This is a genomic window from Natrinema sp. DC36 (genome assembly GCF_020405225.1).
Lineage (GTDB): Archaea > Halobacteriota > Halobacteria > Halobacteriales > Natrialbaceae > Natrinema.
In genome coordinates this window covers 40,371-54,024 of the sequence record NZ_CP084475.1, presented here as the reverse complement: position 1 = coordinate 54,024, position 13,654 = coordinate 40,371, and the positions used below count along the sequence as shown (strand labels likewise).

The 13,654-nt window shown below is 53.7% G+C and carries 10 protein-coding genes and 1 pseudogene; 3 read left to right on the top strand and 8 right to left on the bottom strand.

All coding sequences use genetic code 11. The features are described from left to right. The 7 genes from LDH74_RS24540 to LDH74_RS24510 all read right to left on the bottom strand — a co-directional run bounded on the left by LDH74_RS24540 (window position 1) and on the right by LDH74_RS24510 (window position 9,256). Window positions 1-3,282 carry a conjugal transfer protein gene (locus tag LDH74_RS24540; protein WP_226043278.1) on the bottom strand — a complete coding sequence of 1,094 codons (3,282 nt, stop codon included), beginning with the start codon at window positions 3,280-3,282 and terminating at the stop codon, window positions 1-3. 6 nt (window positions 3,283-3,288) lie between these two features. Continuing rightward, the gene (locus LDH74_RS24535; RefSeq protein WP_226043277.1) at window positions 3,289-4,497 is read right to left on the bottom strand and encodes a hypothetical protein; all 1,209 of its coding nucleotides are present in this window, start codon (window positions 4,495-4,497) and stop codon (window positions 3,289-3,291) included. Further along, on the bottom strand, window positions 4,498-5,355 hold the full coding sequence (locus LDH74_RS24530; protein ID WP_226043276.1) for a hypothetical protein: 858 nt from the start codon (window positions 5,353-5,355) through the stop codon (window positions 4,498-4,500). Beyond that, window positions 5,352-5,885 carry a hypothetical protein gene (locus LDH74_RS26730; protein ID WP_345778583.1) on the bottom strand — a complete coding sequence of 178 codons (534 nt, stop codon included), beginning with the start codon at window positions 5,883-5,885 and terminating at the stop codon, window positions 5,352-5,354. Before LDH74_RS26730 ends, LDH74_RS24530 begins: the two co-directional genes overlap by 4 nt. A gap of 1,252 nt (window positions 5,886-7,137) precedes the next feature. Then, window positions 7,138-7,623, bottom strand: a complete 486-nt coding sequence (locus LDH74_RS24520) for a pilin (protein WP_226043274.1) — start codon at window positions 7,621-7,623, stop codon at window positions 7,138-7,140. Further along, a complete protein-coding gene (locus LDH74_RS24515; RefSeq protein ID WP_226043273.1) occupies window positions 7,616-7,861 on the bottom strand; it encodes a hypothetical protein in 246 nt (81 codons plus the stop codon). Before LDH74_RS24515 ends, LDH74_RS24520 begins: the two co-directional genes overlap by 8 nt. Before the next feature lie 423 nt (window positions 7,862-8,284). Continuing rightward, window positions 8,285-9,256: a hypothetical protein gene (locus LDH74_RS24510; RefSeq protein WP_226043272.1), complete on the bottom strand. Its 972-nt coding sequence runs from the start codon at window positions 9,254-9,256 to the stop codon at window positions 8,285-8,287. A 307-nt stretch (window positions 9,257-9,563) separates the two neighbouring features. On the opposite strand from LDH74_RS24510, the gene LDH74_RS24505 reads away from it, so the two are divergent. Continuing rightward, on the top strand, window positions 9,564-10,922 hold the full coding sequence (locus tag LDH74_RS24505) for a cytochrome P450 (RefSeq protein WP_226043271.1): 1,359 nt from the start codon (window positions 9,564-9,566) through the stop codon (window positions 10,920-10,922). A gap of 28 nt (window positions 10,923-10,950) precedes the next feature. On the opposite strand, the pseudogene LDH74_RS24500 reads toward LDH74_RS24505, so the two are convergent. Beyond that, window positions 10,951-11,578, bottom strand: a pseudogene (locus LDH74_RS24500) (IS6 family transposase). 180 nt (window positions 11,579-11,758) lie between these two features. Between LDH74_RS24500 and LDH74_RS24495 the strand changes: the two are divergent. After that, window positions 11,759-12,115 (top strand): hypothetical protein, encoded by a 357-nt coding sequence (locus LDH74_RS24495; RefSeq protein WP_226043270.1) that lies wholly within the window; start codon window positions 11,759-11,761, stop codon window positions 12,113-12,115. A gap of 883 nt (window positions 12,116-12,998) precedes the next feature. Next, a complete protein-coding gene (locus LDH74_RS24490) occupies window positions 12,999-13,331 on the top strand; it encodes a helix-turn-helix transcriptional regulator (protein ID WP_226043297.1) in 333 nt (110 codons plus the stop codon). Window positions 13,332-13,654 lie beyond the last annotated feature (323 nt).

The window sequence follows — 13,654 nt, the reverse complement described above, 5'->3', positions numbered from 1 at the left end:
TCATTCACCTCCTCGTCGAACCGTAACGCCGTCGTCACCGCCGTCGGCGAGAGCGGATGTCTCTACTGTGTCGCTCTGCCGCGCGGTCGCGACGATCGCCTCGATGATTTCGTCTTCAGTGAAGCCACGATCGAGAATTCGAGTCGCCTCTGCCTCGCAGAGTCCGTAGCGATTGGTGAGTGCGTTCATCCGCGCCTCATTTTCCACGAACCGTTCGAAGTCGACGAGTTCTTCAGGCTGGTCGCTAATCGCCTGCTGGATGTATGTCCGGTCGTCGGGTTCGTAGTTGATGACGCGCTTCTCGAAGTCGTCGGCGACGACGTGCAGCGGATACGTTCCGTGTTCTTCGACGCGAACGAGTGATTGACTGTATCCGAGGTCTTCCTTCCCTGCATCAGCCCGTCGAACGTACCAACGTTGTTCCTCTGTGAGGCCGATTTTGTCGGCTGTCCCGTCGTCTAGGTCGGGCAGTTTGTGAAAGACCTTGATTGGACACATTCCGATAATCTTCTCGGCCTGCTCGGTCTCATAGAACTCTTGGGCTGTCTGCGAGAGGAGGACCATTCGAAGGCCAGCGTGGCGCTGGTGACGGAACGCCGTCTCGAGAAAGTCGAGGTTGGCCTGGTCCTCGAAGAGGTAGTGCGCTTCGTCGATCGCGAGTTCGACGTTCCGTTGGGTGTTCTTCGCCTGCTGATAGATCGTCGAGAGCAGGAGTTGCATCAGGAACGTCTGGCGGTCGATCCCTGATGCGCTGCCCTCGATCTGACCGAGATCGATATAGACGACCTTGTTGTCTCCCTCGAGGATATTGATCTCCGAGCGGTGTGAGAGATTTTCGTAGGCACCGCCCTCTCGGAATGGCTGAAACGCGATTGCGAGTTCGTCTGCGTATTGTGCGGCCCGCTCGCGAGCGGATTCGGATGCCGCAATATTGTGCTCATCTGGATGCTCGGCGATATCACAGAGAATCCGATGGACGTCTTGCATCGTCGGTGAGTGCTTCGAGGTATGCGTCGAGACATCACCCTCGATGATGCCTGCTTGTCGGTAGGCCTCGTCAATGACGTACGAGAGGACACCCGTCTCGGCTCCGAGTTCGATATCACGAGCGTCGAGGAAGTTCTCGAGAATGGCGTAGACCTCATCCTTCTTCGCCGAGAGGGGAGAGATGCCATCGCTCGACTCGAGGACGTGCTGTGGCGTCTCTCGGATCTCGAGCGGGTTCAGCTTCGTGTCGCCGCCGACGGTGATCGTTTTCGCGTTCAGAGCGTCCGCGATACCACGAAAGCCGCCGACTGGATCGACGAGGACGAGCATCGTGTCGTTGCGTCGCTTCATCATCCGCAGGTGGCGCATGATATCGCCGAACGTTTTCCCGGCGCCCGGCATTCCGACGACGAGTTCGCTATGTCCAGTCTCGAGTTCCCATGGATTGATTCGGATGGGGGAGCCGTTGTGGCCGTGATAGCCGTACTCGATGCCGTCGTCCATCATCTGGTAGTTCGACGAGAACGGGAACATCGCGCCGATCGCCTGATTCGTCAGTGTGGACATCCGATCGCGACCGAGTTCGTTCGTCCCGAGCGGTGACACTGTTGCGAGGCCGCGCTCCTGCCACCGGCTCGCAACCTTGAGCGTACAGTTCGCCGGGGCATCCTTGACGATCGACCGCAAGCGAGTCGTCTGATTGTCGAGCGCTTGCTCGCTGTCAGCGGCGAGGCGAATGAACACGCCACCGCGGTAGAACGACGCTTTGTTCGCACGAACGAGCGACCGCATGTATTTCGCCTGATCGATATCGTCCTGAAGGTCCTCGGACTGGAGGCTGTCCGAGTCGTGCTGATTGATCTTCAAATCCGAGATCCAGTCCGCCATCATGTCTTGGGCCGACTGGCTGTCAAACGGGTCGAGGTGAACGCTGATATCCGTCTGAAGGTCGGTCTCGAGCAATAGACGCTCGAGGAGGCCATCTGAGGGTTCCTCGGGGAACTGTTCGACCCAGAACGTACGGACGTACGTCTCGTCGTTGATCACGGCGTAGGTCGTCTCCCAATCGACCGTCGTCGGGGCGATAACCGACTGGTGCATCGTCGACGTGTCTGGCAACCGATCGCCGGAGGAAATCGAGAGATCCTCGTCGATACTATCTTCGGTACGATCGTCCGAGGCCGATTCCGGCGTACTGGTCTGCTCGTCCATTGCATCGAGGACGTCATTGGGATCGGGAGTTGCTGGAACACCATCGCTAATCCCGTGGGAGACGACCGGGAACGTACCGAGTGCATCCGTGATATCAGCATACTTCTCGGGCTGACACGACCAGTACTCCTTCGTGATCCGAGCGAGGTCGTATGCGTCAACCGGACTAACTGAACACTGATAGAGCGACGAGCCGCCGCGTCGGAGTTGTGTGAGTCGTGACTCGAGTTGCTCTTCTTTGAGTCGCTCACGCTCAGGCTCAGTCAGATCATCGGTCTGGAACCGATCGAAGAATCGACCTACCATGGGCATCTCTGCGAGATAGGCGAGGACGCTGTCACCCGTCTTGTCGAACTGTTCGACATCGTCATCGTTCACTGCAGTGATGAGGTAGTACTCGCGAATCGTTGTCGTCTCTGAGTCGATGTCTCCGCTTTCGGTCGTATTCGCGGTGACGTATTTCTCGAGAAGCCGCTTCAAGACCGGCCGTGACCGAACATCAGCGTCACCGAGTCGGTCCTGGTGTGCACGGACGACATCGTCATCGTCGACCTCTCGGCTGGTGATATAGATCTTCACCGGGAAGTCCACGGTCGAATTAACGAACTCAGAAAGCGACTGGACAGCCTTCGCCCATGCATCGTCGTCCTCGAGGGCCATGTTCGCTGGCTCGACTTGCATCGCTCTGACGAGTGCACCATCCGTTCGTTCGACAGCGTGGGGGTACACCCGTTGTAAACGAGTCAGATACCGAACCTCGCTGTTATCCTCACCACCGTGGGTATACTCCTTGTTCTTGATCGCCCAGCCGAAGCGGGCAGCGAGCCACTCGGTGAGCCAGAGGTATCTGGGCTTCACCTTATGGAGCAAGAACAGGAGGATCGTGACCATGATCCCGAATCCCAGTACCGGGATCGTCAGTGCAGCAGGGACGAACGTCGCTGCAACGACAGTGATGAACGCCACTGCGAGAAACAGCATGAGTTCACCAATCGTGTACCCTCGGAAGAACGCCGTAGTACCGCCCAATGACTGATGGATCTTTCTCGTACTATACTCGCTATCAGCTGTATTCGTACTCATACGGAATCACCACCGTGAGACCTTCTGTTTCGTGTTCTTGAGCCCGCGCTTTGCTCGAGTCGATGTCTTCTGTGTGGCTTTACGAGCGTCATCGGCGGCTTTGTCTCGCATACGGCCCGTCTTCGACTTCCGCAGGTTGCTGTACCGCCCAGCGTGAGCCTTCGTTGAGCGGGCTGATGATCCGAGCTGATAGGCTTTCGAGTTGCCACCTCCGAGCGTCGTCTGGCCACTCTTTGTTACTGCGCCAACCTGGTTGTTCGCGTATCCTCGATGGACGTTTCGAGCACCCCGGACAGCCTTTCCAGAGGTGCGTTTTGCCTTCGCAGCCCCGGATGCGGCTGCTGCAGGATTCGTTGCCGAGACGCCCTTCTGTGCGACGGTCCGTATTGCTGGGCTGCTCCAGTACACCGTCATGATCATCGTGATAATCGCTGCAGGAATCAGCGTCAACCCGATGAACAACGAAAAGAGGCCCTTAACAGATGTTTCGAGACCGCCAACCTCCCAGCCGATTCGGAAGAGAATAGCTGGCGGAATCCCAGCGAGGACTAAGCCTGGATAGATTCCTGAAGCTCGGCGTGCCATGTTAGCCGCGGGACTAAATGGCCAGACTTCCATCGACCAAAGGACGCCCAGTAGCGGCATGATTGGCGTCAAGACGCAGAGTGCAATCCAGCGAAGAGCGACGACAAATCCTGCGATAACTAAGAAGAAGTTCGTTATGACGACCATCGCAAGAATAGTGAACACGCCCCCAAGCGAGGATTGGATGAGGCCGCCGAGTCCTGCCGACATCTCGTCAATTGGGGCAATCGTCATACCGACTGCGTCGATGAACTGCAACGGAATCGAGACAAGTGGAAACCAAACAAAAGTCCCCATAAATACGAGACCGAGTCGTCGCAGGAGCTGTTTTCGTCGGTACTCACTGATCGAACCTGCCCGGAGTCCAACAAACGCAAAGGCGATAACCGACAGCATGATCGCCAGCGGCATGATGTATGAGAGGTATACGTCTTGGTACAGACTCTCCCATGGCGCATTGTCCGGGGTTCCAACAACCATATACCCCGAATCTGATTTGGGGGTTGGAACGCCGACGATCGGAGCTAAGATCGCTTCATAAATGTCATTAACAAGGCCGAGAAGCGCATCGGTGAAATCCTCGATGACGTTCTCAATTGCAGTCTCAACTTCGTTTTGAAGCCATCCCATTCAACTCTCACCCTCGCTAGATGAACCTCCAGTAGAGTCGCTATCGACAATGGTGAGACTACACGATTGATCGTCTCCATATTCAATATCCTGAGTATATGAGGGATCTGATCCGACTTGAACGACGGCTGTGACAGTCATCGGTTCCGTCTCGAGATCACTACAGTTCAGCGAGTGAACTGCACCATCTGTGGCATAGACCGACCCGTTAGAATAAACAGTAGTCTCCCCCGGCGGTAAGCGTGTCTCGTGAAAGTATGACTGCGATTCCTTCGATTGCAGTCGAGCAACTGGAGCACCTGCCCACTCGAGTTCAGTGAGCAACGATGGAATCGTCCCCGTGTTCTCTATAACGACTGCCGCATATGTCTCCCAAGTAGGCGAGTTTTTGTCCCACTCCATATCGGGATTTTCTGCCGACCACAGGACATCTGTGATCGTACAGTTAGCCTCGAGCGTGAGCGTCGTTGTATCGACCTGATCGTCCCCATCGAGGGCGACTAGCTCGTATTTTCCAGTAAAGAAGTCATCTTCATATCGGCCAAGAATTTCGAATGATGTCTTGGTCTCGCCGTTCTCGAGACGCTGTTGATCGTACAGCTCTCCACTTGGATCGACGAGGTTGATGAACTCAACCGACATATCATCGGTAACTTCGATCTCAAGGCTCTCCTCCGCTATCTCGACGGACGTGAAGACGTCACTGTCTTCAGTACTGATTCCATTCCCATCTGTACTATTGTTTGAGGGGTCTGACCCTGACGCACAGCCAGCAAGAGTGGCTGTACTAACGCCGAGGGTAGCAAGGACTGACCTGCGAGCGATACGACTGCCATCCGTATTGGAATTTTCTGTCATTGTTGATCTGTAAGTCCGAGGAACGTGCCTCCGGACAGGTAGTCGAAACCGTAGACAGCCAGAGCGACCGGCAGAAACCAGAGCAGTGTTACAAGAATCAACTGAACGATCTTCTGGAAACCGGGATATTTCGGTGGGATCTTCGCCCGGTCCTCCGCTGCGGAATACAGTTGATTCGCGCGCCACCACTCCGTTGGAATGTACTGTCCATCAACGACTACAGACGGCCGATTCTCGAGTTCGAGAACGGCCATTCCACTAGCGTTGACGGTGGTGGACTGATTCCCAACTTCGACCCGGCCGGTTGTGATTGGATCACCGGTCGCCTTCTCCGTGACAGTTGCCTGAACGCGGGCCCCTGACGAGTTCGCCTCGAGGACCGTCAACTCGAGGTTCGTTTCGCGAACGGATCCGTCGCCATCGATCGAGATGGTCTGCGACTGGCCACGGACAATGCCGTGAACGGTCACCTCGTCAAAGGTCGCTGCTGGAAGCGTCTCCGATTGGACGGCGACTGACGTTGCGTTCACATAGCGATCGACAGTCGCAATATCGATCTCGTTCGGGAGGGAGGGACCGACTTGTTCATTTCCCCAGGCTTCTTCGATAACTAACGGTGGCTCAGCGGTATCCGTCGCCTCGCTTGGCATATCTGGCCGTTTCTGCGTCGGTACGGCATGGATTTGTGCCGGGCGGACGGATGAGTTCTTCCGGGTAGTGTCCCTTTCCGTTTGGGACACCATCGTGTGCCAGCCGTCTACTCCCGCAGAGTAGAACCGCCAATTCCCCCGAAGACGAGCGGTACTGTCAACATCGATTGCTGCCCACGTAGTACCCGGATGTACGACGACACCAGTACGATTCTCGTCGCTTTCGAACGTCACGCGCTTTCCGTCACTATTGTCGATCCGAGTAACGGCCGTCTGACGGGATTCGGTTGCTGTTACCCGTTCGCTCACATTCTCCGTTTCAGTCTCCCACGACTCATCACAGGAATCTTCCTCACTGTCGTAATCATCGCACGTTCGTATTTCATGGCGAAGGCGAACAGAAATCGCAACCTCTACGGAGAGGTTCTGCGTCCCTGACAGCCCACTGTACTCGAGAGTGGAGCGATGATCGTTACCGGAGTCAAGTATCCGACCGTCTGCCCGTAGTTCGACACTATCAATATCTGTCTCAGCAATCGACCACTGATCGCGGACCGAGCCAGTGGTATCGTCATCTGGAACACGGACTCGGTAATCGGCTATCGCGAGGACCTCACCGTCTGGAGCGATATACTGTGTCGAGTTGTTTCCTGAATGCAACACCGTCGACGGCTGGACCGCGAAGATGCTCGCGTACGCATCCCTGATATAGCGTCCGTCCTCGAGTTGTGCTCCCTTAGGATGAACTGACGTCTTCTCATTCCCAGGGGTGAAATCCTGGACGTCACCGCTGTTCCAGGTTTCGACGGCTTCAATCGGTTCTTCGAACGGGACATCCGTCGCCCCTGCGAGCCGAGTGGAAAATTCCGCGTCGGAAGAAACGGTGTCCGTGAACTCCTTACTTGAGCGGTCCCCCTTATCGATGTCTTCCGACCACAACAGCGGGAACCGCGTTTCGTTTACACCGTAATCCGGTCCGTCAGCAGGAATCGCCGTACTCGAGTTTGGGTCAGCTGCAGCGACATCTGCAGTCAGACTCGCAACGCCCCCGCTTACGGCGAGGAACGCGACGGCGATGACGATCACACGAGACGTGGTCATTGGATTTCAGTGAACCGGTTTGTCTGCCGTATTAGAACGGTTTCACGCAGTCAGAGAAGCCGAATCCCATCTGACTGCCGACCTTGTCGATGAGTTCCGGTGAGATCAGCGCGAGGACGATGATCCCAAATCCGATACCCGACATTACGAGCTTCTCTTTGGCTTGGTTCTTCTTTTCAGGGTTCCCACCAGCACGCATATACGAGAGGCCAGCTCGACCGACATAGAAACCGGTTGCAGGGAGCCCGAGACCAGCAACAGCGCCAAAAACAATCCCGATACCAGTCTCGACGCCGGTGCCGCAGTAAACGTCTCCCACATCGCTTTGAGCCGTAGCTGGACCTACTGCAACAATTAACAAGAGGAGTCCAGTCGCGAGTGAGACAAGCTGTGGTGGAACAGAGGTGTAAAGCAACTGCACTCGCAGTCTCGTTTTACGAGACGTAGGGGACTTCTCGTTGGTGGTGGGGTGTTCACTGGACGATTCAGTCGCTGTGGGGGATGAACGATTACTCATGGGAAACTGAGTTGACGTTTGGTGTGTCGAGGATATTTTCGAGGTCCTCGAGGCACGAGGTCTGGTCGATCAGGTCGTCGAGGTCACGATCGTCGTCGCGGAGTGCTTCCTCGATGAGTGCGACGAGCCTGTCTCGCTCGATATCACGATACGCCATCTGCTCGGCGAGTGCCTCGCGGAATAGCCCCGATGCGTTGATGCCGGTCGCCCAGTTGAGGAACAGGGCGTCGGCGGGCATAACCGAAATAGTCGTCGTGGTAGTTCGTTTCACCATTTTCTTACTCACAGACCAGTTGCTGATTTGTGGAAATTTGAGACTAGGACCTCGTTGTTCGGGGTTCTAATCGCAGAGTAACCGTTTCGATCAGAGTCTCGATGAATTAGTAACCGCGTCACTCTAACGCTGAACCGGAGGAGTTCATCGGTACCGTCACTGGGCCAACTGGATAGGTGGGAGGGTACTTCTCGAGCATGTCGGTCCTGAATTATCTTCATTGGATGTTTTTCCACTGGTTCTCACCAATCGAAATTTCAAGGAGGATAACTATATTTTCACTGGCGTTTACACCGTCAATATGTATGTAATCCGTACTATTATTCAATTCTCAGATGACTCTCTCTGTGGGCCGAATATAATCGATAAACTGGCGTCTGATGAATTCTATACCCTCTTTGGCTCCAGTTCAGAGGCAGATCGAGCTTGCGCGCGATAGGACTCATACAAGTTGATTCCCCATTCGACGAGTCGTTCGTTAGAAGTGACAATCATCGCAATATGCTTTCCACTACCGGATTCATTGTACGCTCCAATAGCGACCTTGCGAGTATCGTAAATCCCGATACCGAGCGTATGTGCACGATCGAGGACCAGGGGCTGGTAGTTGCTATACGTCGAGCCATGGACCACATACTGGGTTTGAGGGTTTTCGGCGGCTTCGACGTAAGTTGGCAAGTCAAGGATAGCCTCACATTCAATGCCGAGTTCAAGCAATCCTCGATAGGCGTGGAACAGAACTGGATTAAAGATAGAGCAAAACCCCCGAAAGCGACTTGTTTGTCGGTCATAGAGCTTGAGAGCTGTCCAAAGTACGGAAGAGGGGCGAGTAGGGGTAGAAATGATCAACTCAGCGTCAGCCAATTCCGGAATTGGAAAGGTCGCATCTTCTTTCGGGAGGCGCTGTAGCCATGGCGCTTTCTCTATGAGTTGCTCAACTGCCGTCGCCAAGTCAACATAGGCATTCAAGGCACGTGTTCCGGCAGGTGTGATCTGCTGTTTCCCCCCATTGTCTTGGCTCCAGCCATACTCTGTGAAGGTCTTGATGATACGCCCAATTGTGGGTCGTGACGGGGAACTGCTTACTGCTGATTCTAGCTCACTCAGACGGTATGGTTGTCCTTCAAGTGCTCTTAACACGCCAATCGGATGGTCGGAACGAGTCAGGGACGATAGCTCCTCAACCGAGACCGTCTGAAGACAACTCTCGATAACATCCAAGAGCAAGAGGCCACCAGCAGTTAGCTCAATCTCTGTGTTAGGTTCCTTGACAAACCCACGGTCTCGGAGAACCGCAAGATGATTAGAGACAGACTGACGGGAGATATCGGCCTGTTGGGCAACAACAGTCTGTACCACGGGGCTCGAGAGTTTTCCCATGGCTCGTAAAACGTTGAGACGCGCTGAGTCAACTGTCTCATTGATAACACTCCGGACAACGAGTTTTTCGCCTGTAAGGGGGTTCCTTGCTCGGCGTATATTTCCAGTCACAGTTGTATCCCCCATGATGGATTTCCCATCTCTACCTTTAATCCAATAGTTATTTATCTTTATTGATTACTGCTATAATCAACCCTAATATCTAAGTCTACTATATAAATGTATAACTGCCAGTTGAGTGTGGATCTACAGTGGATTTATTTGTGTTCTGCATGGATGAATTACTATGGATCCGAACGGTCGTCGCCCTCCTGCACCCTCAGGACACCCAGTGATTGGGCATACGCTGGATTTTGCTCGAAGTCCGTTTGAGTTCGTTGACCGCGCGACGAACGAATGTGGAGACCTCTATCGGATGGAACTTCCTAGCGTCGACGTCTATATCTTAGCCCATCCGGAGTATTTCAAACAAGCGCTGGTGACTGACATCGATGCATTCGGAAAGACCGCGGACTTTCAGCGGGTGTTTGGCAATGGATTGCTGTCGACAGAGGGAGAGCAGTGGAGTCGCCAGCGAGGAATCCTCCAACCATTATTTCATCGGGATCGAATCGGGGGATATGGCGAGTATATGGTCGACGCTACACAACGACGACTCGCTACGTGGGAGCCAGGCGAGACTCGAAATATAGAGTCGGAGATGCAGGATCTCACAATAGAGATCCTCTTCGCGACACTCTTTGGGCGCGAATTACCTCCGGGGGAAGGCAACGATCTCCGTGCAGCATCGGAAGGACTCAACAAATGGTTCGCGCCGACGTCCTGGCTCTTACCGAACTGGATTCCGACACCATCACGACGAGAGTTCAGCAACTCAGTAGAGCGTCTCCGAACGGAAGTTCGACAACTGCTTGCGGAGTATAGTGCAGATTCGGAACGAGCAAACAGCCCACAGCCGAACGACCTCCAGCAAGAGACGCTCTTATCGATGCTTCACGAGGCACGCGAAGCAAGTGGCCAAGACCGTCTGAGCACGGAAGAAGTCGAAGACCAGATGCTCACGATGATCTTTGCTGGCTACGAGACCACCGCCGCCGCGCTCGGATTCGCCTGGTACTCGCTGGCGATGAATCCCGGCATTCGGCAAGCGTTCCACGACGAACTCGACGCAGTTCTGGGGGGTGAATCACCGACACCAGAAGACATTGCAAATCTCGATCTCACAAACCGAATCGTCACCGAGACCCTCCGACTGTATCCGCCCATCCATACGATCCCCCGGAAGACGACTCGAGATATCCAGGTCGATGGCTATCGGATTCCGGCCGAGGAGGAAGTTCATCTGTCCATTATTTCGGCTCATCGTGATGAGCGGTTCTACGACAATCCTCTCTCGTTCCGGCCTGATCGGTGGACAGATGATTTCGAAGCGGAACTCACTGACCACGCGTTCATCCCGTTCGGTGGTGGTCGCCGGACGTGTATCGGTCGGGAGTTTGCCCGCCTCGAGGCGACGTTAGTGCTGGCGACGATCGGCCAACAGTGGACTCTCGAATGGGCTGGTGAGGACCCGACAATCACAATCGAACCAGAGATCGCTACGCAGACAAAGAACGGTTTATCTATGCGGATTCAGCAACGCTAGACGGTCGTGTTTAGTTTGTGGCATTGTGTCAGACCGCGAAGGATTGAAGCCACAATTCTACTGTTGCGGATTTGCATGGCTGAAACAGTTTGGAAATAAGGAGACACATCGTTTTGTCTTATAGAAAATTTTTCAATAGCGGTCTGATTTCCATGTTTTTCGTATCGAAATCGGAGTCCAGATCGAAGGAGTGCAGTCTAGAAATGTTTTGTTCCATTGACAAGAAACACGGCATTATCAAGATCATGTTTCTCAGTGAACTCCTACAGAAATTGTTCTGTCAACGTGGTTGTTGTCGTCGAATACAGCCGGATATGGGGAATTTTGTTCGTTTCCGGATCGACAGCAGTGTACAGCCAATAACGATATTCACCGAGTTGAATCACTGTCTCGTCAAGCGCGACGTGATTCGGCTTCTTATCCTCTGCCGGCTGTAGATTACACTTATAAACCCAATCGTGGACTGCCTTGCGACTCCGTTCGACACCGAAATTCTCTAATTCTCGAACGGTATTTGAAAGCGATAAATCTGCAAGATGGTGCCGAATACCGAACTCCATCAGCTGACGCGGTGTCCGCTCTCGCTCCACAAAACCCAAATCGATCCGGTCTCTACATCCACTGAGGCGGTAGAATTTTGGCTTAGAGCACCACAAAATCGTACCGCCTCACTTTTTCACGCTTAACGAATCAGCACCCGATCACTGGACACCATTATTATTTATTTCCGAATACCTATTCGAATAGTAATGCACTCTGACCACGTATCAGCCACTCCCCGTGAACATCGCCCATCTCGACGACGAGTTCTTGCGACTCTCGGGGTGGTGACGTCCGTGGCAACTGGTGGCTGTAGTGGCGTTCTTCCAGAGAATAACACCGGGAGTAGCGACGAATCCAGCGAAGTAATGGTTGAGAACAGGACTACTTCGGAGGCGGAGATAGCAGTCCGCGTGATAGGGAGTGAAGATGAGACGCTTTTCAGCCATGTATTCGTACTCGGGGCTGAAAAGATGACATCCCGTGGCGCAATTGAAGCCACGCCCACGAGAGTATACGTGTTCACAGAAGCTGGCGTCTCCCATATGTGGCGTTACGACCCCAATTTGCCGGTTGAGTTCGACTGCGAACCGAAAGACATCGGACTCACGCTGCACCCAGATAACACAATCGAACCGTGGTACGACTGCTAGCTACAGACCCTGTACTTACCGCAGAGGGTGCCAAACCCATCGTGTTTTAAGACTTTCAACAGAGCCTCTCGATACCCCTCTCACCCGTATAGGTAGGCAAGCAACCAGATCGTCACGGCCTCCGCAGCGAGAAACAATAGTAGTCCAGGATAGTGGTAGAAATCTTCAAGGTAGTAGTACGAACGGAGCTCCATGTGTGCCTACCCGATAAACGTGAGAAAGAAAAACGCCGCCAGCGTCAGTTGAACGCCTGTAACAGCGTCGTCTTTCAGTGTTCATATCGATTGTCCCGTGGACATAGGTGTCACTTGGACGCCAGTATCTTAGCGGTTATCGCGCCCGTTTTCGGTAGATAATATCGCACTGGCCCGTGATTTACCTCGAGCACACGATCGCCGAGCACGACGATCGTTGCGACCGGGCGATCGTTCGTGTTTCTCGAGCCGATACCTTCATCATTTTGGGTGCGAATGACGGCCACAGTCTCCTGTGGGAGCGACGACCAACGTGTGTCAGTGAATTACCGGATCCCACTAAGGCCACGTCAGTCCTGTTCGAGACTAGGCTCTTCTGGGGGATCTTACGCGACTCATCACGCCCGTTCTCATGCTACCATTTCGCGCCAACTCTCTGATTCTGTGCGAGGAGCGTCAGTAACGTCGCGATCTCTTCATCGGTGAACCCCTCGCTGTCCATATGTTCCGTCCAACGACCAAGCGGATAGCTGTTCGACTGGCGACCGCCTGTCTGACACCCCGAATCAGTGATTAGATAGTCGATCTACCAGTCCTACAGTACGCTAAACCCACCTGTCTAGGGTACATTTATACCATAAAAATATCATATTTAAATATATAAAAACTGTATTGATATGCCTGACATGGTGTCGAACCTGACCACATTCCAGTGCGGTCTGCTGTTCGTAATCGCGTGGTTTGGCCCCGCGAAAGGCCTCAAAATCAAAGATAAGCTATCTGACTACTATGCCAAGGGGATCAACCACGGCCAACTATATCCAAATTTTGACACGCTGGTCGACCGCAGGCTTGTCGAGAAAGGGTCGATGGACCGGCGGACGAACTCCTACAAACGGACCGCTCGAGCGAAACAGGAACTCGAGAACCAGCGTGAATGGGAACTGGTCGTATCTCGAGAAGGAGGGCGCATGATAACCGATATCCTAGCTCAGGTGAGAATACAGGAAGTTATTATATAACGATGAAACTGAATACAAAGTTGAAGAGAATCCAAGTCTCTGATAGCGGGAAATTCCTGTCTGAGGATGTAGCTGGAGGACTTGTGCCGTTTGGATACAACGGCAGTGAGGACGATAGTTCTGCCATCAATTGGCTACTTATTGGCGCTATGACAGTCGTACTTGGTATCGCGTATACACAAGGAACGCTGCCGAGCCGTTTCTAATCGGACACTGGCTTAATCTCGAGGACTACCCAGAGAACCCGTCTGTTTGTGAGGGGGTCCGGAATGACGACTAAATTACTAAAACTTTCCTTATAATCCTGCGGTGGACGGTTCAAT